General features: G+C 42.0%; 36 protein-coding genes and 1 pseudogene. 35 read left to right on the top strand and 2 right to left on the bottom strand.

The features are described from left to right. The 32 genes and pseudogenes from rplP (at position 1) to M1D84_RS18155 (ending at position 17677) form a co-directional block, all read left to right on the top strand. Positions 1 to 435, top strand: a complete 435-nt coding sequence (gene rplP / locus M1D84_RS18310) for a 50S ribosomal protein L16 (RefSeq protein WP_003156478.1) — start codon at positions 1 to 3, stop codon at positions 433 to 435. After that, positions 425 to 625 (top strand): 50S ribosomal protein L29, encoded by a 201-nt coding sequence (rpmC, locus tag M1D84_RS18305; RefSeq protein WP_003217155.1) that lies wholly within the window; start codon positions 425 to 427, stop codon positions 623 to 625. Before rplP ends, rpmC begins: the two co-directional genes overlap by 11 nt. 25 nt (positions 626 to 650) lie before the next feature. Then, a complete protein-coding gene (gene rpsQ / locus M1D84_RS18300; RefSeq protein ID WP_003216906.1) occupies positions 651 to 914 on the top strand; it encodes a 30S ribosomal protein S17 in 264 nt (87 codons plus the stop codon). Positions 915 to 953: 39 nt separating this feature from the next. Then, positions 954 to 1322, top strand: a complete 369-nt coding sequence (gene rplN / locus M1D84_RS18295; protein ID WP_003216882.1) for a 50S ribosomal protein L14 — start codon at positions 954 to 956, stop codon at positions 1320 to 1322. A gap of 35 nt (positions 1323 to 1357) precedes the next feature. Next, positions 1358 to 1669 carry a 50S ribosomal protein L24 gene (gene rplX / locus M1D84_RS18290; protein ID WP_008356538.1) on the top strand — a complete coding sequence of 104 codons (312 nt, stop codon included), beginning with the start codon at positions 1358 to 1360 and terminating at the stop codon, positions 1667 to 1669. Positions 1670 to 1694: 25 nt separating this feature from the next. Further along, positions 1695 to 2234, top strand: a complete 540-nt coding sequence (gene rplE / locus M1D84_RS18285) for a 50S ribosomal protein L5 (protein WP_024425600.1) — start codon at positions 1695 to 1697, stop codon at positions 2232 to 2234. Between the two features lie 22 nt (positions 2235 to 2256). Further along, positions 2257 to 2442: a 30S ribosomal protein S14 gene (gene rpsN, locus M1D84_RS18280; protein ID WP_008356542.1), complete on the top strand. Its 186-nt coding sequence runs from the start codon at positions 2257 to 2259 to the stop codon at positions 2440 to 2442. 31 nt (positions 2443 to 2473) lie between these two features. Continuing rightward, complete coding sequence (rpsH, locus tag M1D84_RS18275) at positions 2474 to 2872, top strand: 30S ribosomal protein S8 (RefSeq protein ID WP_007496327.1); 399 nt, start codon at positions 2474 to 2476, stop codon at positions 2870 to 2872. 31 nt (positions 2873 to 2903) lie between these two features. Next, a complete protein-coding gene (rplF, locus tag M1D84_RS18270) occupies positions 2904 to 3440 on the top strand; it encodes a 50S ribosomal protein L6 (protein WP_008345395.1) in 537 nt (178 codons plus the stop codon). Between the two features lie 32 nt (positions 3441 to 3472). After that, positions 3473 to 3835 (top strand): 50S ribosomal protein L18, encoded by a 363-nt coding sequence (gene rplR, locus M1D84_RS18265; protein WP_008356544.1) that lies wholly within the window; start codon positions 3473 to 3475, stop codon positions 3833 to 3835. Between the two features lie 24 nt (positions 3836 to 3859). Beyond that, a complete protein-coding gene (gene rpsE, locus M1D84_RS18260) occupies positions 3860 to 4360 on the top strand; it encodes a 30S ribosomal protein S5 (RefSeq protein ID WP_007496332.1) in 501 nt (166 codons plus the stop codon). A gap of 13 nt (positions 4361 to 4373) precedes the next feature. Beyond that, a complete protein-coding gene (gene rpmD / locus M1D84_RS18255) occupies positions 4374 to 4556 on the top strand; it encodes a 50S ribosomal protein L30 (RefSeq protein WP_003217067.1) in 183 nt (60 codons plus the stop codon). A 30-nt stretch (positions 4557 to 4586) separates the two neighbouring features. Beyond that, positions 4587 to 5027: a 50S ribosomal protein L15 gene (gene rplO, locus M1D84_RS18250; protein WP_003216888.1), complete on the top strand. Its 441-nt coding sequence runs from the start codon at positions 4587 to 4589 to the stop codon at positions 5025 to 5027. A gap of 1 nt (position 5028) precedes the next feature. Next, the gene (gene secY, locus M1D84_RS18245) at positions 5029 to 6321 is read left to right on the top strand and encodes a preprotein translocase subunit SecY (protein ID WP_007496334.1); all 1293 of its coding nucleotides are present in this window, start codon (positions 5029 to 5031) and stop codon (positions 6319 to 6321) included. Between the two features lie 55 nt (positions 6322 to 6376). Next, entirely contained in the window at positions 6377 to 7030 is a 654-nt protein-coding gene (locus M1D84_RS18240) for an adenylate kinase (protein WP_103132744.1), read from the top strand. Next, a complete protein-coding gene (map, locus tag M1D84_RS18235) occupies positions 7027 to 7773 on the top strand; it encodes a type I methionyl aminopeptidase (protein ID WP_003217210.1) in 747 nt (248 codons plus the stop codon). Before M1D84_RS18240 ends, map begins: the two co-directional genes overlap by 4 nt. Before the next feature lie 27 nt (positions 7774 to 7800). Continuing rightward, positions 7801 to 8107, top strand: a pseudogene (locus M1D84_RS18230) (KOW domain-containing RNA-binding protein). Next, positions 8085 to 8303 carry a translation initiation factor IF-1 gene (gene infA, locus M1D84_RS18225; protein ID WP_003217190.1) on the top strand — a complete coding sequence of 73 codons (219 nt, stop codon included), beginning with the start codon at positions 8085 to 8087 and terminating at the stop codon, positions 8301 to 8303. Before M1D84_RS18230 ends, infA begins: the two are co-directional and overlap by 23 nt. A 31-nt stretch (positions 8304 to 8334) precedes the next feature. Next, the gene (rpmJ, locus tag M1D84_RS18220; RefSeq protein WP_003156543.1) at positions 8335 to 8448 is read left to right on the top strand and encodes a 50S ribosomal protein L36; all 114 of its coding nucleotides are present in this window, start codon (positions 8335 to 8337) and stop codon (positions 8446 to 8448) included. 21 nt (positions 8449 to 8469) lie between these two features. Further along, positions 8470 to 8835, top strand: coding sequence for a 30S ribosomal protein S13 (rpsM, locus tag M1D84_RS18215; RefSeq protein ID WP_003217023.1), 366 nt, complete (start codon positions 8470 to 8472; stop codon positions 8833 to 8835). Positions 8836 to 8855: 20 nt separating this feature from the next. After that, positions 8856 to 9251, top strand: a complete 396-nt coding sequence (gene rpsK / locus M1D84_RS18210) for a 30S ribosomal protein S11 (protein ID WP_003217231.1) — start codon at positions 8856 to 8858, stop codon at positions 9249 to 9251. A 175-nt stretch (positions 9252 to 9426) separates the two neighbouring features. After that, positions 9427 to 10371, top strand: a complete 945-nt coding sequence (locus M1D84_RS18205; RefSeq protein WP_003217009.1) for a DNA-directed RNA polymerase subunit alpha — start codon at positions 9427 to 9429, stop codon at positions 10369 to 10371. Between the two features lie 75 nt (positions 10372 to 10446). Then, positions 10447 to 10809, top strand: a complete 363-nt coding sequence (rplQ, locus tag M1D84_RS18200; RefSeq protein ID WP_003216944.1) for a 50S ribosomal protein L17 — start codon at positions 10447 to 10449, stop codon at positions 10807 to 10809. A gap of 126 nt (positions 10810 to 10935) precedes the next feature. Further along, the gene (locus tag M1D84_RS18195; RefSeq protein WP_044139649.1) at positions 10936 to 11778 is read left to right on the top strand and encodes an energy-coupling factor ABC transporter ATP-binding protein; all 843 of its coding nucleotides are present in this window, start codon (positions 10936 to 10938) and stop codon (positions 11776 to 11778) included. After that, complete coding sequence (locus tag M1D84_RS18190) at positions 11754 to 12623, top strand: energy-coupling factor ABC transporter ATP-binding protein (protein ID WP_024425606.1); 870 nt, start codon at positions 11754 to 11756, stop codon at positions 12621 to 12623. Before M1D84_RS18195 ends, M1D84_RS18190 begins: the two co-directional genes overlap by 25 nt. Then, positions 12620 to 13417, top strand: a complete 798-nt coding sequence (locus tag M1D84_RS18185; protein WP_024425607.1) for an energy-coupling factor transporter transmembrane component T family protein — start codon at positions 12620 to 12622, stop codon at positions 13415 to 13417. Before M1D84_RS18190 ends, M1D84_RS18185 begins: the two co-directional genes overlap by 4 nt. Before the next feature lie 11 nt (positions 13418 to 13428). Continuing rightward, positions 13429 to 14172, top strand: coding sequence for a tRNA pseudouridine(38-40) synthase TruA (truA, locus tag M1D84_RS18180; RefSeq protein ID WP_332285721.1), 744 nt, complete (start codon positions 13429 to 13431; stop codon positions 14170 to 14172). Between the two features lie 165 nt (positions 14173 to 14337). Continuing rightward, positions 14338 to 14775 (top strand): 50S ribosomal protein L13, encoded by a 438-nt coding sequence (rplM, locus tag M1D84_RS18175; RefSeq protein WP_003217042.1) that lies wholly within the window; start codon positions 14338 to 14340, stop codon positions 14773 to 14775. Positions 14776 to 14795: 20 nt separating this feature from the next. Then, entirely contained in the window at positions 14796 to 15188 is a 393-nt protein-coding gene (gene rpsI, locus M1D84_RS18170) for a 30S ribosomal protein S9 (RefSeq protein ID WP_007496354.1), read from the top strand. Positions 15189 to 15365: 177 nt separating this feature from the next. Continuing rightward, complete coding sequence (locus M1D84_RS18165) at positions 15366 to 15890, top strand: GNAT family N-acetyltransferase (protein WP_044333885.1); 525 nt, start codon at positions 15366 to 15368, stop codon at positions 15888 to 15890. A 189-nt stretch (positions 15891 to 16079) separates the two neighbouring features. Beyond that, the gene (locus M1D84_RS18160) at positions 16080 to 16490 is read left to right on the top strand and encodes a GNAT family N-acetyltransferase (protein ID WP_044333891.1); all 411 of its coding nucleotides are present in this window, start codon (positions 16080 to 16082) and stop codon (positions 16488 to 16490) included. Between the two features lie 107 nt (positions 16491 to 16597). After that, positions 16598 to 17677 (top strand): serine hydrolase, encoded by a 1080-nt coding sequence (locus M1D84_RS18155; RefSeq protein WP_235356869.1) that lies wholly within the window; start codon positions 16598 to 16600, stop codon positions 17675 to 17677. A gap of 36 nt (positions 17678 to 17713) precedes the next feature. On the opposite strand, the gene M1D84_RS18150 is transcribed toward M1D84_RS18155, so the two are convergent. After that, positions 17714 to 18283 (bottom strand): DUF4825 domain-containing protein, encoded by a 570-nt coding sequence (locus M1D84_RS18150; protein WP_044333887.1) that lies wholly within the window; start codon positions 18281 to 18283, stop codon positions 17714 to 17716. 152 nt (positions 18284 to 18435) lie between these two features. Here M1D84_RS18150 and M1D84_RS18145 point away from each other — a divergent pair, with 152 nt between their 5' ends. The 3 genes from M1D84_RS18145 (at position 18436) to M1D84_RS18135 (ending at position 20813) form a co-directional block, all read left to right on the top strand. Beyond that, a complete protein-coding gene (locus tag M1D84_RS18145) occupies positions 18436 to 18879 on the top strand; it encodes a DUF2521 family protein (RefSeq protein WP_044333888.1) in 444 nt (147 codons plus the stop codon). 58 nt (positions 18880 to 18937) lie between these two features. Then, the gene (gene cwlD / locus M1D84_RS18140) at positions 18938 to 19651 is read left to right on the top strand and encodes an N-acetylmuramoyl-L-alanine amidase CwlD (protein WP_024425615.1); all 714 of its coding nucleotides are present in this window, start codon (positions 18938 to 18940) and stop codon (positions 19649 to 19651) included. Positions 19652 to 19754: 103 nt separating this feature from the next. Next, complete coding sequence (locus tag M1D84_RS18135; RefSeq protein ID WP_024425873.1) at positions 19755 to 20813, top strand: Mrp/NBP35 family ATP-binding protein; 1059 nt, start codon at positions 19755 to 19757, stop codon at positions 20811 to 20813. Positions 20814 to 20854: 41 nt separating this feature from the next. Here M1D84_RS18135 and gerD read toward each other — a convergent pair whose 3' ends face one another. Beyond that, complete coding sequence (gene gerD / locus M1D84_RS18130) at positions 20855 to 21439, bottom strand: spore germination lipoprotein GerD (protein WP_024425617.1); 585 nt, start codon at positions 21437 to 21439, stop codon at positions 20855 to 20857. Positions 21440 to 21498 lie beyond the last annotated feature (59 nt).

Raw genomic sequence — 21498 nt, 5'->3', positions numbered from 1 at the left:
ATGTTATTGCCAAAACGCGTGAAGTATCGCAGAGAACATCGTGGAAAAATGCGTGGTCGTGCAAAAGGCGGTACTGAAGTACATTTCGGTGAGTACGGTATCCAGGCTCTTGAAGCTTCTTGGATCACAAACCGTCAAATCGAAGCTGCTCGTATTGCTATGACTCGTTACATGAAACGTGGCGGTAAAGTTTGGATTAAAATTTTCCCTTCTAAGCCATACACAGCTAAACCTCTAGAGGTCCGCATGGGTTCCGGTAAAGGTGCTCCAGAAGGATGGGTAGCTGTAGTAAAACCGGGCAAAGTTTTATTTGAAATTTCTGGTGTGTCTGAAGAAGTTGCTCGTGAAGCTCTTCGTCTTGCATCTCACAAATTGCCAATTAAAACGAAGTTCGTAAAACGTGAAGAAATTGGTGGTGAATCAAATGAAAGCTAATGAAATTCGTGACCTTACCACTGCTGAAATTGAACAAAAAGTAAAGTCTCTTAAAGAAGAACTTTTCAATCTTCGTTTCCAATTAGCGACTGGGCAGCTTGAAAACACTGCTCGCATTCGTGAAGTGCGTAAATCAATCGCACGCATGAAAACTGTGATTCGTCAAAGAGAAATCGCTGCTAATAAATAATAATTAGAGGGGAGGCCCCGCAAACATGAGCGAACGTAACCAACGTAAAGTGTATCAAGGTCGTGTTGTTTCTGACAAAATGGATAAAACCATCACTGTTGTAGTTGAAACATACAAAAAGCATTCACTTTATGGCAAACGTGTAAGATACTCTAAAAAGTTCAAAGCACATGATGAAAACAACCAAGCAAAAATCGGAGACATCGTAAAGGTCATGGAAACTCGTCCTTTATCTGCGACTAAACGCTTTCGTCTAGTTGAAGTTGTCGAAGAAGCCGTTATTATCTAATAAAGTTCGGATTTCTTTTTCCGAAAGGAGGTAACATTAATGATTCAACAGGAGACTCGTTTAAAAGTAGCTGACAACTCTGGCGCACGCGAAGTACTAACGATTAAAGTTCTTGGTGGCTCTGGACGTAAAACGGCTAACATCGGTGATGTCATTGTTTGTACGGTTAAACAAGCAACACCTGGAGGCGTTGTCAAAAAAGGTGAAGTTGTGAAAGCAGTTATCGTTCGTACTAAGAGCGGAGCTCGCAGAAACGATGGATCTTACATCAGTTTCGACGAAAATGCATGTGTCATCATCCGTGACGACAAGAGCCCACGTGGAACTCGTATCTTCGGACCAGTAGCACGTGAACTTCGTGAAAACAACTATATGAAAATTGTTTCTCTAGCACCAGAAGTACTTTAATGAATACAATCCGCGACTCAAGGAGGTGCGATTAAATGCATGTTAAAAAGGGCGATAAAGTAGTGGTTATCTCTGGTAAAGATAAAGGTAAACAAGGTGTCATCCTTGCTGCTTTCCCTAAAAAGGAACGTGTTTTAGTAGAAGGTATTAACCTTGTGAAAAAACACTCTAAACCAACCCAAGCTAACCCTCAAGGCGGAATTTCTGAACAAGAAGCGCCAATCCACGTATCAAACGTAATGCCGCTTGATCCTAAAACTGGTGAAGTGACACGTGTTGGGTATAAAGTTGAGGACGGAAAGAAAGTCCGTGTAGCGAAAAAATCTGGGCAAGTTCTAGATAAATAGTAAATAAGGAAGGGAGGTCTTTCTCATGAACCGCCTTAAAGAAAAGTATGTAAAAGAAATTACACCTGCATTAGTTTCTAAGTTTGAATACACTTCAGTAATGCAAGTGCCAAAAATCGAAAAAATCGTGATCAACATGGGTGTTGGTGACGCCGTTCAAAACGCTAAAGCAATCGATACTGCTGTTGAAGAATTAACGTTTATCGCTGGTCAAAAACCTGTCGTTACTCGTGCGAAGAAGTCTATTGCTGGATTCCGTCTACGTGAAGGAATGCCAATCGGTGCGAAAGTAACACTTCGCGGAGAGCGCATGTATGATTTCCTTGATAAACTTATTTCTGTGTCTTTACCACGTGTACGTGACTTCCGCGGGATTTCTAAGAAATCTTTCGACGGTCGTGGAAACTACACGCTTGGTATTAAAGAACAGTTAATCTTCCCAGAAATTGATTACGATAAAGTAACAAAGGTCCGCGGTATGGATATCGTTATCGTTACTACTGCCAATACGGACGAAGAAGCACGTGAGTTATTAACTCAAGTAGGTATGCCGTTCCAGAAATAATCAATGAAAGGGAGGCGAAATCGTGGCTAAAAAGTCTATGATTGCGAAACAACAACGCAAACAAAAGTTTAAAGTTCAAGAGTATACGCGCTGCGAACGTTGTGGACGTCCACATTCAGTTATTCGTAAGTTTAAACTTTGCCGTATTTGTTTCCGCGAACTTGCATATAAAGGACAAATTCCTGGCGTTAAAAAAGCCAGCTGGTAATCCCCATAAATGGGAAGGAGGTTATTAAATAATGGTTATGACAGATCCGATTGCAGATTTGCTGACTCGTATTCGCAATGCGAACATGGTACGTCATGAGAAGCTAGAAGTACCGGCTTCAAAAATCAAAAGAGAAATTGCTGAAATCTTAAAGCGTGAAGGTTTTATCCGTGACGTTGAGTACGTCGAAGACAGCAAACAAGGAATTATCCGTTTGTTCCTTAAATACGGCCAAAACAACGAACGTGTTATCACTGGTCTTAAAAGAATCAGTAAACCTGGTTTACGCGTATATGCGAAATCAAATGAAGTACCACGTGTACTTAACGGACTTGGAATCGCAATTATTTCAACATCACAAGGTGTTTTATCGGACAAAGAAGCCCGTGCTAAACAAGCTGGTGGAGAAGTACTTGCTTACGTATGGTAAAAAAAGTTTAAGATGAATGGAGGTGCTTGGTATGTCTCGTATAGGTAAAAAACTAATCGAGATCCCTTCAGGAGTAACTGTGACAAACAACGATAACACAGTGACAGTAAAGGGACCAAAAGGTGAACTAACTCGTGCATTTCACCCTGATATGGAAATTAAAATTGAGGACAACGTCTTAACTGTAAGCCGTCCGTCTGAAAATAAAGAACACCGTGCATTACATGGTACAACACGTAGCTTGATTGCTAACATGGTTGAAGGTGTATCTAAAGGTTTCGAAAGAGGTTTAGAACTTATCGGTGTCGGTTACCGTGCAGCTAAATCTGGAAACAAACTTGTTCTTAACGTTGGATACTCTCACCCAGTTGAAATCGTTCCTGAGGCTGGAGTTGAAGTAGAAGTTCCATCTCAAACGAAAGTAATCGTTAAAGGTATCGATAAAGAGCGTGTAGGAGCTCTAGCTTCTAACATCCGCGCTGTCCGTGCTCCAGAGCCTTACAAAGGTAAAGGAATTCGTTACGAAGGTGAATTCGTTCGCCGTAAAGAAGGAAAAACTGGTAAGTAAGATCGCTTAAAGTGAAGAAAGGAGTGACTCGGATGATTACGAAAACTAGCAAAAACGCTACTCGTCTTAAAAGACATGCTCGTGTTCGTGCGAAACTTTCAGGTACTGCTGAAAGACCTCGCCTTAACGTTTTCCGTTCTAACAAGAATATCTACGCTCAAGTAATTGATGATGTTAACGGTGTAACACTTGTAAGTGCTTCTACTCTTGATAAAGAGTTAAAGATCGAGAATAGTTCTGACACTGCAGCTGCTACGAAAGTTGGCGAACTTGTTGCAAAACGTGCTGTTGAAAAAGGAATCTCTAACGTGGTATTTGACCGCGGAGGATACCTATATCATGGACGTGTAAAAGCTCTAGCTGAAGCTGCTCGTGAGGCTGGACTTAAATTTTAATAAAAGAAGGAGGGACACATCCGAATGAGTCGTATTGACCCAAGCAAATTAGAGTTAGAAGAACGCTTAGTTACGGTTAACCGCGTAGCGAAAGTTGTTAAAGGTGGACGTCGTTTCCGTTTTGCAGCTTTAGTTGTTGTCGGTGACAAAAACGGTCATGTAGGTTTCGGTACTGGTAAAGCACAAGAAGTACCAGAAGCGATCCGCAAAGCTGTTGAAGATGCGAAAAAGAATTTAATTGAAGTACCAATGGTTGGAACTACAATTCCACATGAAATCATCGGTCGATTCGGTGCAGGAAACGTTCTATTGAAGCCTGCTTCAGAAGGTACAGGAGTTATCGCTGGAGGCCCAGTGCGTGCGGTACTTGAGCTTGCTGGTCTAGCTGATATCCTTTCTAAATCTCTAGGTTCTAATACACCGATCAACATGATCCGCGCAACACTTCAAGGTTTAAGTGAGCTTAAACGTGCTGAAGATGTAGCGAAGCTTCGTGGAAAATCTGTAGAAGACCTGTTAGGATAAGGAGGGAACAATAATGGCAAATAAATTAGAAATTACCCTCAAACGCAGTGTTATCGGTCGCCCTGAAGATCAGCGTGTCACTGTTCGTACTCTTGGTCTTAAGAAAACAAACCAAACAGTCGTACATGAAGACAATGCAGCGATCCGCGGCATGATTAACAAGGTGTCTCATTTAGTTTCTGTTAAAGAACAATAAAACATTTTTAATCGATAAGGAGGTGCCCAAATGAAACTTCATGAATTGAAGCCTTCAGAAGGTTCACGTAAAGTACGCAACCGTGTTGGTCGTGGTATTGGATCAGGTAACGGTAAAACTTCTGGTAAAGGTCATAAAGGTCAAAACGCTCGTTCTGGCGGCGGTGTACGCCCTGGTTTCGAAGGTGGTCAGATGCCTTTATTCCAACGCCTTCCAAAACGTGGTTTTACAAACATCAACCGTAAAGATTACGCGGTAATCAACTTAGACAGATTAAACAGTTTTGACGAAGGAACGGAAGTAACTCCTGAACTTCTTCTAGAGACTGGTGCAATAAGCAAGTTAAAAGCAGGAGTAAAAATTCTTGGCAACGGTAAATTAGAAAAAAAATTAACTGTAAAAGCCAATAAATTCTCTGCTTCTGCGAAAGAAGCGATTGAAGCTGCTGGCGGTACAGCCGAGGTGATCTAACTTGTTTAAGACAATCTCCAATTTTATGCGCGTGAAAGATATACGGAATAAGATTATATTCACACTTTTAATGTTAGTCGTCTTTCGTATAGGTGCTTTCATCCCTGTGCCTAATGTGAACGCCGAAGTTCTCCAGGCACAGGATCAAATGAGCGTTTTCGGAATCCTCAACACGTTTGGGGGCGGGGCACTTTTCCAATTCTCCATTCTTGCAATGGGGATTATGCCGTATATCACTGCTTCGATCATCATTCAGCTCTTGCAGATGGATGTTGTTCCGAAGTTTACTGAGTGGTCAAAGCAAGGAGAGGTTGGCCGCCGAAAATTAGCACAATTCACAAGGTATTTTACAATTGTTCTAGGATTTATCCAGGCGTTAGGAATGTCATATGGATTCAACAATATGGCAGGAGGCATGCTGATTGAAAACCCTGGTGTATCAACGTATCTCTTAATTGCGGTCGTACTCACTGCGGGAACAGCATTTTTAATGTGGCTGGGCGAGCAGATTACTGCTCACGGTGTTGGTAACGGTATTTCGATTATTATCTTTGCCGGTATCATCGCTGGTATCCCTCAAACATTAAAACAAGTGTACGCTCAACAATTTGTAGGTGGAGATGGACAGCTGTTCATGCAAATCCTTAAAATTGCCCTTATTGTAATTGCCATTCTTGTCATTGTTATCGGTGTTATTTACATTCAAATGGCAGTGAGAAAGATTGCAATTCAATATTCAAAAGGTACTGGTCGTGCACAAATGTCTGCTAGTCAAGCAACGCACCTTCCATTGAAAGTGAATCCAGCAGGGGTGATTCCAGTCATCTTTGCCGTTTCTTTCATTATTACTCCGCAGACGATCGCATCGTTCTTCGGAACCAATAATGTGACAACTTGGATAACCAACAACTTTGACTATACTAAGCCAATCGGTATGACGATTTATGTAGCACTGATTGTTGCTTTCACATATTTTTATGCCTTTGTCCAAGTCAATCCTGAACAAATGGCTGAAAATCTGCAAAAGCAGGGTGGCTATATCCCGGGAGTTCGTCCAGGGAAAATGACTCAAGATAGAATTACGAGCATTTTGTACCGACTCACGTTTGTGGGCGCCATTTTCTTAGCCGTGATTTCAATACTTCCTATCTTTTTCATTCAATTCGCTGGATTACCTTCCGCTGCACAAATTGGCGGCACAAGTCTTCTCATTGTTGTAGGTGTTGCACTTGAAACAATGAAACAGCTTGAAAGCCAATTAGTGAAACGAAATTACCGTGGATTTATGAAATAAAACAGAGGGCTGGGCAGCTGCCCAACCTCTCTAAGTAAGGAAGGGGAAATCCGAAATGAACTTAGTCTTAATGGGGCTTCCGGGTGCTGGTAAAGGCACTCAGGCAGAACGAATTGTTGATGATTATGGGATCCCTCATATCTCAACAGGAGATATGTTCCGCGCTGCTATGAAAGAGGAGACACAACTTGGGCTCGAAGCAAAATCCTTTATCGATAAAGGAGAGCTTGTTCCTGATGAGGTCACAATCGGTATTGTTAGAGAAAGACTTGGCAAAAATGATTGTGAACAAGGTTTTCTTCTGGACGGATTTCCGCGAACAGTCGCTCAGGCTGAAGCTTTAGAAGAAATTCTAAAGGACCTTGGCAGAACGATTGATTATGTCATTAATATTAAAGTCGATAAAGATGCTTTGATGGAGCGTCTGACTGGCCGAAGAATTTGCAAAAATTGCGGAGCAACATATCATTTAGTATTTAATCCACCTGCGAAAGAAAATGTTTGTGACAAGTGTGGAGGCGAGCTTTATCAACGTGCAGATGATAATGCAGAAACCGTTTCGACTAGACTTGAAGTAAACGTAAAGCAGACTGAACCTTTACTGAACTTCTATTCAGAAAAAGGATATCTTGCAAACATTGATGGTGCGAAGCACATTAACGATGTATATGCAGATATCAAGGACCTGCTTGGAGGATTAAATAAATGATTATCTGTAAAACTCCTCGCGAGCTTGAGATTATGAGAGAAGCTGGACGTATTGTCGCACTGACTCATGAAGAGCTGAAGAAACACATAAAACCAGGTATTTCGACAAAAGAATTGGATCAAATTGCCGAACGTTTTATTACAAAGCAGGGTGCAATCCCATCTTTTAAAGGGTATAATGGTTTTCGCGGGAGCATTTGCGTTTCGGTGAATGAAGAACTCGTTCACGGTATTCCTGGTAAACGGGTTTTACGTGATGGTGACATCATTAGTATCGATATTGGCGCAAAGTTAAATGGCTATCATGGTGACTCTGCTTGGACTTATCCAGTTGGGGTAATCAGTGATGAAGACCGCAAACTACTGGAAGTCACAGAGGAATCTCTATATAAAGGCTTACAGGAAGCAAAGCCAGGCGAACGTCTGTCGAACATTTCCCATGCCATACAAACGTATGTTGAAAATGAGAATTTTTCAGTTGTTAGAGAATATGTTGGACATGGGGTCGGACAGGATCTTCATGAGGACCCTCAAATTCCTCATTATGGTCCGCCCAACAAAGGCCCACGGCTAAAACCTGGGATGGTGTTGGCCATCGAACCGATGGTGAACGCAGGCAGCCGATATGTGAAAACATTGGCTGATAACTGGACGGTTGTAACGGTTGATGGGAAAAAGTGTGCTCACTTTGAGCATACGATTGCGATTACAGATACAGGTTTTGATATACTGACTAAGATTTAGGTCTTCACTGAAGCCTTTCAGGCCCAAATCGGGCAGGTTGTCTGTATAGTCCAAAGAAAGAACAAGATCAGTATACAGGTGTCATCGGCATGTTCGTTGGCTGCCATGTACTAATCGCAGACGGAGAAAAGCGTAAATTTCATTCTCCTAAGAAAAAATATCAATCATATAACCTTTTATGATTGCGTATCTCCGGAAGTTCAGAACAGTATATTCAAAACAGGTCGGGTGATAGATGAACAATTGAGAGATTCTCATTTGGACATTTGTCAGAGAGCAAGTTACTGATTTGAAGAAGGGAGAACACTTGAATGGCGAAAGACGATGTAATTGAAGTGGAAGGTACTGTAGCAGAAACTTTGCCAAACGCAATGTTCAAAGTTGAACTAGAGAATGGTCATACAGTTTTGGCTCATGTATCAGGAAAAATCCGTATGCACTTCATTCGCATTTTACCTGGAGACAAAGTTACGGTAGAATTATCTCCATATGACTTAACTCGTGGTAGAATTACGTACCGTTACAAATAAAGCAACTCCGGAAGAAGGAGGTTGGAAACACATGAAAGTGAGACCATCTGTTAAACCTATCTGTGAAAAATGTAAAGTGATTCGCAGAAAAGGAAAAGTAATGGTGATCTGTGAAAACCCAAAACATAAACAAAAACAAGGCTAATAACAAGGAGGTGCCCAAATCATGGCTCGTATTGCTGGTGTAGATATTCCACGTGATAAGCGTGTTGTCATTTCTTTAACATATGTTTTTGGAATTGGTCGTACGACTGCGCAACAAGTTCTTAAAGAAGCAGGTGTTTCTGAAGACACTCGCGTTCGCGATCTAACTGAAGACGAACTTGGTAAAATCCGTGATATCATTGACAAACTTAAAGTAGAAGGTGACCTTCGTCGTGAAGTTTCACTTAACATTAAGCGTCTAATTGAAATCGGAAGCTACCGCGGAATCCGTCATCGTAGAGGACTTCCTGTTCGTGGACAAAACACAAAAAACAACGCGCGTACTCGTAAAGGTCCGCGTCGTACTGTAGCTAACAAGAAAAAATAAGTAAAGGAGGTAGTTAAAGAATGGCTGCTGCTCGTAAACAAAATACGCGTAAACGTCGCGTGAAAAAGAATATTGAAGCTGGAATCGCTCATATCCGTTCCACTTTCAACAACACGATTGTAACGATTACTGATGTTCATGGAAACGCAATTTCTTGGTCAAGTGCTGGTGCATTAGGATTCAGAGGTTCTCGTAAATCTACTCCTTTCGCTGCACAAATGGCTGCTGAAACAGCTGCTAAAGGTTCTATCGAACACGGTCTTAAAACACTTGAAGTAACTGTTAAAGGTCCTGGTTCTGGTCGTGAAGCTGCAATTCGTGCGCTTCAAGCTGCAGGTCTTGAAGTTACTGCAATTAGAGACGTAACTCCAGTTCCTCATAACGGATGCCGTCCACCAAAACGTCGCCGCGTGTAATTTGTTTGTATAGATTTTGTGTCCCTGTCAATAATGGGTTATGATACAGTTATTTATGAGACGAATACACGACTCGTTGCCTGAGCACATACGGGACTAAACAATGAGGAATTTCGGATGGAATCTCATATGATTCTATTCGAGGTTTCGACGTTTTGAAGGAGGGTTTTATTAGATGATCGAAATTGAAAAACCAAAAATCGAAACGGTTGAAATCAGCGACGATGCCAAGTATGGCAAGTTTGTCGTAGAGCCACTTGAGCGTGGATATGGTACCACTTTAGGGAACTCCCTTCGTCGTATCCTTTTATCCTCACTTCCTGGTGCAGCTGTAACATCGATCCAGATAGATGGTGTCTTACACGAATTCTCAACGATCGAAGGCGTGGTTGAAGATGTTACAACGATTATCTTAAACATTAAAAAGCTTGCACTCAAAATCTACTCTGAAGAAGAGAAGACGCTTGAAATTGATGTACAAGATGAAGGTACTGTAACAGCTGCTGATATTACACACGACAGCGATATTGAAATCTTAAATCCAGATCTTCACATCGCAACTCTTGGCAAGAATGCGAGCTTCCGTGTTCGCTTAACTGCACAAAGAGGTCGCGGGTATAATCCTGCTGATGCAAACAAAAGAGACGATCAGCCAATCGGTGTGATTCCGATCGACTCAATCTATACACCTGTATCTCGTGTGACTTATCAAGTGGAGAACACCCGTGTTGGGCAAATCACAAACTATGATAAACTAACACTAGATGTATGGACTGATGGAAGCACAGGACCGAAAGAAGCGATCGCTCTAGGTTCTAAGATTTTAACTGAACACCTGAATATTTTCGTTGGGTTAACTGACGAAGCTCAGCATGCTGAAATCATGGTTGAGAAAGAAGAAGACCAAAAAGAAAAAGTGCTTGAAATGACAATTGAAGAGCTTGATCTTTCTGTTCGTTCTTACAACTGTTTGAAGCGTGCGGGTATTAACACTGTTCAAGAGCTTGCTAACAAGACAGAAGAGGATATGATGAAAGTTCGTAACCTTGGACGTAAATCTCTTGAAGAAGTGAAAGCGAAACTAGAAGAACTTGGACTGGGTCTTCGTAAAGACGATTGACTAGTTTCATTGTGAACTAGGATTTTCGTGTGTTTTTTATTCATACAGCATCTCTAATTAAGGAGGGGACATCACATGGCATACAGAAAGCTAGGACGCACTAGTGCACAACGTAAAGCAATGCTTCGTGACCTAACGACTGATTTGATCATCAACGAACGCATCGAAACAACTGAAACACGTGCGAAAGAACTTCGCTCTGTAGTTGAAAAAATGATCACTCTTGGCAAACGCGGAGATCTTCATGCTCGCCGTCAAGCTGCAGCTTACATTCGTAATGAAGTAGCTAACGCTGAAACAAACCAAGATGCACTTCAAAAATTATTCGCTGACGTTGCAACTCGCTACGAAGATCGCCAAGGTGGATACACTCGTATCATGAAGCTTGGACCTCGTCGCGGCGATGGCGCACCAATGGCTGTCATTGAATTAGTTTAATCACATATCGTGTATCTAAGAAAGGGCGGGACAGTTCATAACTGGATCTATGCCCTTTTTTAGGTACTACGGCTTTTTTTAGGAATAAGCAAAGAAGAGGTTGAGCTGAGAGGAGGTCCGGTAGAGATGGGGAAGACATTAATTGACGTAAAGGACATTGTATTTCGTTATCACAAGGATGCGGACAAGCCCGCTTTAGATCAAGTGTCACTGCATGTGAATCAAAATGAATGGCTCGCCATTGTTGGTCATAACGGTTCAGGTAAATCCACACTTGCCCGTGTGCTGAATGGGCTCATTTTACCGGATGCTGGTACGGTCAAGGTTGGAGAGATTGAGCTCAAAGAAGAAAGTGTTTGGGATATTCGCAAAAAGGTCGGAATGGTCTTTCAAAACCCAGATAACCAATTTGTGGGCTCAACAGTTCGTGATGATGTGGCTTTTGGTTTAGAAAATAACGGGGTTGAGCGGGAATTGATGATAGAACGTGTAGATTGGGCTGTCAAACAGGTCAATATGCAGGAGTTTCTTGATCAAGAGCCGCACCATCTATCAGGCGGGCAGAAGCAGAGAGTCGCTATTGCAGGTGTGCTTGCCGCAAGCCCTGACATCATGATCTTGGATGAAGCAACATCAATGCTAGATCCGATTGGCCGGGAAGAAGTGTTAGAGACTGTTAGACTTCTGAAGGAACAAGGTACAGTCACAGTCATTTCCATCACACATGATTTAGACGAGGCTGCCAAGGCAGACCGCGTCATTGTGATGAATGACGGGAAGAAATTTGCCGAGGGAACGCCAGAGGAAGTATTTGAACTAGATGAACAGCTGGTTCAGATTGGACTTGATCTGCCATTCTCCTATCGATTGAGCAAGCAATTGAAGCAGCAAGGTGTGCCGCTTGCAAATGCCCATTTGACACAAGAAGGATTGGTGAAAGAGCTATGGACATTACGATCAAAGAATTAGAGCATCGTTATCAAATGAAAACGCCGTTTGAGCGTCTCGCTTTGTATGATGTCAATGCTTCCATCAAAGAGGGCAGCTATGTCGCTGTCATTGGTCATACGGGCTCTGGCAAGTCTACATTGCTGCAGCATTTAAATGGATTGCTCAAACCAACGAAGGGGAGCATTGCGCTTGGAGAGACCATTTTACAAGCCAATAAAAAGCAGAAGGATATGAAACCCCTCCGGAAAAAGGTAGGCATCGTGTTTCAGTTTCCTGAACATCAGCTCTTTGAGGAAACCATCCTCAAGGATATCTGCTTTGGGCCAATGAACTTCGGTGTCCCTCAAGAGAAGGCAGAAGCGAAGGCGAAGGAGATGCTGAAACTGGTTGGTCTTCCTGAATCCCTATTATCTCGATCTCCCTTTGAACTAAGCGGCGGTCAAATGAGACGTGTGGCGATTGCAGGCGTTTTAGCGATGGAGCCAGAAGTGCTTGTGCTTGATGAGCCGACTGCTGGACTGGATCCACGCGGACGGAAGGAAATCATGGACATGTTCTATGACCTTCATCAAAAGGCAAACCTCACCACGATCCTTGTCACACACAGTATGGAGGATGCCGCTCATTATGCGGATCAAATGATTGTGATGCATAAAGGGACAGTGAAGGCGACAGGCACGCCGAGAGAGTTGTTTGCCAATCGTACAGACATGTCTTCGTTTGGTCTCGACCTCCCAGAAACGATTAAATTCCAGCAGACTGTAGAAGAAAAGCTTGGTATTACGTTTCCAAGGCCGCTTCTGACCATGGATGAGATGGCAGAAGCCTTAACAGCTCTTTATCAGGAGGACACGACATCATGATGGATAGTATGATTATCGGCAAATATGTGCCAGGCTCATCCTTTGTCCATCGTCTTGATCCAAGGACAAAGCTGTTATCAATTTTCTTTTTCGTCTTTATTGTCTTTTTTGCTAATAATTACATCACTTACGGGCTTTTAGGTGTCTTTACCATCCTTGTGGTGATGGTTTCTCAGGTGCCGCTATACTTTATTCTCAAGGGAATGAAGCCGATCCTATGGATTGTCCTGTTTACCTTTATTCTGCATATTTTCATGACAAAGGATGGCGCCTTGCTATTCCACTTTGGTTTTCTGAATATTTATGAAGAAGGTCTAAAGCAGGGGATCTTCATTTCACTCCGTTTTGTCTATCTCATCATGATGACGACACTTCTTACGTTAACGACAACGCCTATAGAAGTGACAGACGGGATGGAAAAACTGCTGCACCCATTCCGTAAAATCAAGCTGCCTGTTCATGAACTTGCTCTCATGATGTCCATCTCTCTTCGGTTTATTCCGACGTTATTAGAAGAGACAGACAAAATCATGAAGGCACAAATGGCACGAGGCGTTGATTTTACAAGCGGACCTTTAAAGGATCGCCTGAAAGCTATCGTTCCTTTGCTTGTTCCGCTTTTCGTCAGTGCGTTTAAGCGTGCAGAGGAACTGGCGACCGCGATGGAAGCGAGAGGCTACCGCGGGGGAGAAGGACGGACGAAATACCGTCAGCTTGTCTGGGGCATGAAGGACACGTTCACGCTGCTTCTATTCATCCTGTTAACAGCACTCCTTGTGCTGCTTAGAAATTAGGTGATTCCTAGATGAAGGTCAAATGTACCGTTTCCTACGATGGGACACATTTTAAAGGCTATCAGGTGCAGCCAGGGCAGCGAACCGTTCAGACGGAGATTGAGTCGGCCCTTGCAAGAATGCACAAACAGGATGAACTGATTCCGATCGTGGCTTCCGGCCGGACAGACAGCGGTGTCCATGCAAAGGGACAGGTCATCCATTTTGAGACCCCGCTCTCGATCCCGATGGAGAGATGGCCTTTTGCCCTCAACAGCCTGCTGCCGGATGATATCCGTGTTCTAAAGGCTGAGGAGGTCGATGATTCGTTTCATGCCAGATTTGGTGTTGTTTCGAAGGAGTACCGTTATAAGGTCTCAACAGAAACACACCAAAATGTGTTCACGAGACAGTATGCCTGCCACTATCCTTACCGGCTGGACATCGATAAAATGAGAGAAGCCGCAGAGCACCTGATTGGGACACATGACTTTACAAGCTTTTGTGCGGCCAATACAGAGGTTCAGGACAAGGTGAGGGTTATTTATGCCCTCGAGTGGAAAAGCGTCTCAGACGGGCTTGAAATGCGTGTGAGAGGGAATGGTTTTTTATACAACATGGTGCGGATTATCGCTGGAACGTTGCTTGAAATCGGTTCTGGTAAATTTCACCCTGATGACATAAAAGCCATGCTTGCCGCCCGAAATCGCGAAGCGGCAGGCAAGACTGCGCCTAGTCACGGACTGTATTTATGGGAAGTTTTCTATGACAACTAAACCAGGTGTAACATGTTCTTGACACAGGAAGCAGAAAGTTATAAGATATCATATGGTATGTATTTCAACCCCACAAATAAGCCCCGGAAGACTTATCTGTGTTTTGAAATAGAACGTAGCATTTGATTCAAGGAAAATTCATTGATTTATTTAGGAGGGAAACTCATGCGTACAACACCAATGGCGAACGCAAGCACAATTGAGCGCAAATGGCTAGTTGTTGATGCGGCAGGCAAGACTCTAGGTCGTCTTTCTACTGAAGTAGCATCACTTTTGCGCGGTAAGCACAAACCAACTTATACACCACACGTTGATACAGGTGATCATGTGATCATTATCAATGCTGAGAAAATCGAATTAACTGGTAAGAAATTGACGGACAAAATTTACTACCGTCACACGATGCACCCAGGTGGTTTGAAACAAAGAACTGCTCTTGAGATGCGTACAAACTACCCTGAAAAAATGTTGGAGCTTGCTATCAAAGGTATGCTTCCAAAGGGTCCACTAGGTCGTCAAATGTTCAAAAAATTAAATGTGTACCGTGGTTCTGAGCATCCACATCAAGCACAACAACCTGAAGTTTACGAACTTCGCGGTTAATTATAAGGGAGGTTAACAATTTGGCACAGGTTCAATATTACGGTACAGGTCGTCGTAAAAGTTCTGTAGCGCGCGTTCGCTTAGTTCCAGGTGAAGGCCGTATCGTCGTTAATAATCGTGAAATTACTGAATACATTCCATTCGCTGCTTTAATCGAAGACGTGAAACAGCCTTTGAACATCACAGAAACAGCTAACAGCTACGATGTTCTTGTAAATGTTCACGGTGGTGGATTCTCTGGTCAAGCTGGAGCAATTCGTCACGGTATCTCTCGTGCTCTTCTAGAAGTAGATCCTGAGTACCGTACACCACTTAAACGTGCTGGACTTCTTACTCGTGACTCTCGTATGAAAGAGCGTAAGAAATACGGTCTTAAAGGCGCTCGTCGCGCACCTCAGTTCTCAAAACGTTAATCAATTTTATATTGTATGGACGTTTTACAAAGGTTTGTTACAGACAAACCTTATAAAAAAAGCATCAGCATCCTGCTGGTGCTTTTTTATTTGTGTTTTTTTCTGTATGGAAACATATAAAATAGGATTATAACAAGGTTTCTGTTTAAAAAACGAAGTCTATGGAGGGGGTGTCATATGAATCTAACAACAGAAAGGTGTATCATTCGCTCATTTGCTGAGGATGATTGGCAGGATGTCTATGCATATACTTCTGATCCGGAAGTGATGAAGTATATTCCGGAAGGTGTTTTTTCTAAAGAAAATGCGCAGGAATTTGTTAAAAATAATCGTCTTAAAACAGCCAAGAATTTTGCTGTTCTATTAAAAGAAGACCAGATTTGCATCGGGCATATCGTGTTTCATTCTTACTTTGGTGAGCACACTTATGAGATTGGCTGGGTTTTCAATCCTGCCTATCAAAACAAGGGATATGCATCAGAAGCGGCTTATGCTGTCCTGCATCATGGTTTTCACACACTAAACTTACATCGGATCATTGCCACTTGTCAGCCTGAAAATGTGCCATCGTGGAGAGTGATGGAGAAAATGGGGATGAGGAGAGAGGGGGATTTTAAAAAATGTATACCACAAGGACATGAGTGGTGGGATGAGTTTTACTATGCCATCTTACAAGAGGAATGGTTCGTGAAGAGGGCTTGATCAGTTTTCATGATATGAAGTACTTTGATGAAAAAGCAGCTGATCAAATTTTTATATGAGAACGCTCTTAACTGGTATTTTAGTAAGTGAAAAACAGTCTTCCATCTATCATAGGAGGTGCTTTCATTGAATTTAAATCAATTGACATTTAGAGAAGCTGTGCAAGAAGATCTCGACAAAATCGTCTTCATGCTTTCAGATGATAAGTTAGGTCAAAAGAGAGAGCGTTACACTCGCCCATTATTAGAAAGCTATATCAAAGCCTTTCAATCAATCGATGCTGATCCAAATATTGAACTCATTGTTGCGTGTGATCAGGAAGAAGCAGTTGGTGTTCTTCAGTTAACCATGACGCCATTTCTTACTTATCAAGGAGGATGGAGAGCATCCATCGAAGGAGTTCGTACGGCTTCGAGTCATAGAGGAAAAGGAGTCGGTTCGCTGCTTATAAAGTGGGCCATTCAACGCGCAAGCGACCGTGGCTGTCATATGATTCAACTGACAACAGATAAACAGAGGCCAGAAGCACGACATTTTTATGAGAAATTAGGGTTTGAAGCCACTCATGAAGGAATGAAGCTGCATTTGCCCCATGAATAAGGACATCAAGAAGCGGAGGATTCACGAACCTCTGCTTTTTGGTTCCTTTATTTGAAATATTTGTTATATTGAATATGTAAATCCTCTGTTATTTGGAAAGGAGAAACATGTTACTCAAAATCGGTCTAATTGTCATAGGTGTGATCATACTTTACATGGTGGTTCAAGTCTTGCTGTATAAAAGAGATATGAAGAAAACGAAGGAAGATCTTTTGACATTTGTCGCAAAAAACAAAAAGGACGTTTCAGTGACAATCATTGAAAATGATGATGTGATGTTAGAGTGGAATGCTGATCAAAAAACGCCACTTGCAAGTACGGTGAAATTAGTGGTTTTATTTCATTTTGTTAAAGCTGTATCGAGCGGCGCCATCAAGCTAGAGGAAAAAGTGGCATTGTCTGCTATAGAGCGGTTTTATATTGATAGAACAGACGGTGGTGCGCACGCGTACTGGCTGGAGGTCAATGATTTTTCTGAGCATGCGACTTTATTAGATGTTGCCAAAGGGATGATGCAATTCAGTTCGAATGCTTGTACGGATTATTTGATTGACCGGCTGGGCTTAGAAAAGATCAATGATCAGATGAAACAAGCAGGTCTTACAGAACATGATGAACTCATGCCGCTGACGCCAATGATTTTGTGGTCCGCTTATGTATCTGATCGTCGGCGGGATGCATTCAAGAAAATGAGTGGTGTATCCGAAGAACAATACAAATCTCTAATGAATGAGATTTTTAATATCATGAAAAATGACCCAGAGCATAAAAAGGCGTTAGAAGAAAAAATGAAAAAAAAGAACTTATTAGGCTGGCGTATTCAATCATTACTGACGCAAAAGTTGACAAAGTCTACAACCAATCAATATGCACATTTTATGAAACGTCTCCAGGATGAGCTGTTAACAATAGAAGAAAAGAGTCTTTTTAGCCAAATCGTACTGGGAGAAACATTGAAAAAGGAAACAGATCAATATCTTTGGTATAAAGGCGGAGCAACATTGTTCGTTTTCACAGGTGCTTTATATCGAAGAACAGATACATCCTCTATATCCATTTCTCTTTTTATCAATGATCCGAAAGCGAACAATTCTCACTGGATTGGGGGAGTATTCAACGAATTTATGCTTACTGCAGCAGTGGATCAAAACTTTCGACAACGATTGATACAGGCTTTCAATACATAAACATCAAAAAACAGAGGGAAACATCCCTCTGTTTTATTATTTCTGCATTGGAAACGCTTTGTATACATCTTGGCGTTTCTTTTTTGACTTCACAACTCCATCAACCAGTTCCTTTTGCCAAAGCGCAGTATCGTCTTTGTACTTTTTAAAAGGGTGAGGGAGCTCTTTTTCTAGCTGTTTTCTTTTAAACGTGACGGACGGCTCGTCTTTAGAGCTCATGTTAAGTGTCACTTGCTCTACGTTATCGACAAGAATAAAAAGTGCGATGGCGTTGTATAAATACGTTTTTTCGATCGTATCCTTTTGATCAAACCAGAAGGCGTCAAACTGTTCTTCTGTATAGCCTGCATTTTCTTTTACTCCATACGTGACGTCTAATGCTTTTCCATCGATGATTTCAAATTCACGTATTACGCCTCCAGGAAGATCTGATAAGATTTCACGAATGGCTGAATTGTCACCGAGATACGTGTTTTTGTGTGTTGAAAGTTGTTTTAAGGATATGTCTTCTATTCCTTTTATATCGCTCTTTTTCTCTGTGGCTTGACTGCTGCATGCAGATAAGACGACTGTTAATAGCAGCAGGATATACATCCATTTCTTCATTGATTTTGCCCCTTTATTGTTCTTTCTATATGTAAATGTCTATTTTATCACAATTTTCCATTCCGATCGTTCACAGGCCGTCATTTCCATTTACTGAACTGCATGTTTTGTTCAAACCAACGAACAATACAAAGAAAAAAGGAGTTCAGTCCATGGCAGAAGTGCTTTCATTTTATCAACTAAAAACAAAAAGAGATGTCACGCTTGAAAAGAAGCTTTTGCGTACATTGTCTCTTCAACAAGTAACGGCCGCTTCTGAGAAATTCACAAAGAAGCTGTTTCCATTTGCAGATGATCCAGCTGGGATTATGAGTGATGGCTGTATCGATTTCGCCATTGAAGCTTTTTTAGCTGGCGGGAGATACGGTGAGTCGAGTAAATACGGGGAATCGTTCGACGATATCAAAAAACGGTCCTCCCAGGAGGAAGCTGAGCTGATTGAAGAGCTCGCAGGATGCTTGCAATCGTGGGGGAATATGTTCCGTATGGAGCGGAAGATGTCATGTTTATATCCATTTGCGAAAGATTTTTTAAGTATGTGGTGGCAGGAAGGCTTTCGTGAATCAGAAAAAAGACACAAGCTTCGGCTGCACTAAGCATATTTCCAGCCCTTGTCCCATATCTATAAAATAATGGTGTATGGGAGGGACAGGGATGAAAAGAAAGCTGAAGTGGACAGGGTTTTTAATCGGGTTTATTGTCCTCTTATTCTTATTCAGGTTTCAATTTCTAAATGATGATTCTTGGAAATCGTGGAATTTGCCTCTAAGCGGGAAGATCATCTATTTAGATCCGGGTCACGGCGGTCCAGATGGCGGGGCTGTAGGAGGAGAGCTGCTTGAGAAAGAGATTGCACTGGATGTATCCATGAAGATACGTGACTATTTGCAGGAGCAGGGAGCACTTGTTCTCATGACCCGAGAGGATGATTCTGATTTATCATCAAAGAATACAAAGGGTTATGCCCGGAAGAAAGCGGAGGATTTAAGGAACCGCGTTAAAGTTATCAATGAATCTGAAGCGGACCTCTATTTAAGCATTCATTTAAATGCGATACCATCGAACAAATGGAGCGGAGCGCAGACGTTTTTTTACGGAAAGTATGAAGAGAATGAAAAGGCGGCGAAGTTCATTCAAGATGAATTACGCAGAAATCTTGAAAACACAGATCGAAAAGCGAAGCGGATCAACGGCATTTATTTAATGCAAAATGTCACAAAGCCAGGAGCTCTTGTGGAAATTGGATTTCTCTCCAATCCGAAAGAGGCTGGCCAGCTGGCAACACCTAAATATCAGGATCAAATTGCTGCCTCTATTTATAAAGGGATTTTAAGATATTTAACAGAGCAAAAAGAGCCGCCTGAATAAGGGGCTTTTTCCTTTTGATCGCAGGCAAACAGGACAGACATTGTAAGGATATGTATGATATACTTGGATTGTAAACGAATTCAATAAAGGGTGAGGTTCTGCTATGATCGGACAAGATGATGTAAGAAAACTAGTTGGGAAGATGGACGAACCTTTCCTTCATATACCGCTTGGTGAGCTGGATGCCATCAAGGAAATCAGCCTAAAGCCTGAGAAAGAGCATGTGAGTCTAAAGGTGGCTATTGCCAAAACAGGCACTGCTGAGCAGATGAAGCTGCAGCAAGATATCGTACAAGCCTTGAAAGCAGCTGGCGCTAACACAGTAGGACTTCGTTTTGAAGAACTTCCTCAGGAAACACTTGAAAAGTTTATGCCATCACAAGATGAGGAAGAAACCCTGCTTAACTCTAAAAATCCGCCTGAGTTCTTAGCGATTGCGAGTGGAAAGGGCGGCGTTGGTAAATCGACGGTTTCTGTTAACCTTGCTGTAGCGCTCGCTCGTCTAGGGAAAAAAGTCGGACTGATTGATGCTGATATTTATGGCTTTAGTGTACCGGATATGATGGGAATCACTGTCAGACCAACAGTTAAAGGGGAAAAAATTATTCCTGTGGAGCGCTTTGGTGTCAAAGTGATTTCAATGGGCTTTTTTGTTGAAGAAAATGCACCGGTTATTTGGAGAGGACCGATGCTTGGAAAAATGTTAAATAACTTCTTCCACGAAGTTGAGTGGGGAGAATTAGATTACTTACTATTAGACCTTCCGCCTGGAACGGGAGATGTAGCGCTTGATATTCATACAATGCTGCCTAGCTGTAAAGAAATCATTGTCACTACACCACATCCAACGGCTGCCTTCGTTGCAGCAAGAGCAGGCGCAATGGCACTGCAAACAGATCATGAGGTGCTCGGGGTCGTTGAGAATATGAGTTATTATGAAAGCAAAAAAACAGGTGAAAAGGAATACGTCTTTGGAAAAGGCGGCGGGGACAAGCTGGCTGAAGAGCTGCGTGTATCAGTTCTTGGCCAAATTCCTTTAAGACAGCCTGATTGGAATGAGGATGATTTCGCGCCTTCTGTCTATGATGCAAGTCATCCGACAGGAGAAGTGTATCAACACATTGCGAATAAAGTCATTGAACAATTAGCAGTGAAAGCATAATGAAAGCCCGAGTGGATGAACGCCACTCGGGTGATGTTTAACTAATCGCTTCCTTCGCTATCTTTCGAGCCGGAATCACTGCCGCTTTCAGATGCTGCCTTTTTGAGCTCATCTTCGAATTTCTTCTTATAAAGAGGGCTGCTCAATGTTTCCGTAATGACTTTTTCTAAGTGCTTTCTAAACTCTTTGCTTTTTACAAGTTCACCGTATTTCTTTTCCATCTCAGGATCCTTGAGAATATCCATCATCAGCTGTTGATAGTCAGGATCCTTCATTAACTGTTTTAACATTCTTTCATGCTGTTGCTGCATGGATTTTGCGAAAGTCTCGGCAAATTTAGAATCCTCAAAGACCTTCTTCCAGAACTCTTTGCCTTTATCAGAAGTCAGTGTTTTCTCTATCGTTTTTTTTACAGTTTGTTCATCCATTACCAAAGCTTCATTCATTGCCTCGTCATTTAATAACTGTTGAATGGCCTTTTTACCGTCATCTGTCTTTAATATATCGACGACCATTTTTTTTGTTTCGTCATAGTCCATATTAGATGAGGATTGGGTTTTGGGAGCACAAGCTGTTAAAGATAAAAGAAGAAAACAGCTCATTATACGCAAGATGCCTTTTGACATACTGTGGCTCCTTTCGTTACATGTCTTACTTTTAATATGAATGTTTCACGTAAATTTAT

Source organism: Bacillus sp. PK5-006 (assembly GCF_054161415.1).
The sequence above is the reverse complement of the archived record's forward strand: the minus strand, read 5'-3'. Positions and strand labels throughout refer to the sequence as shown.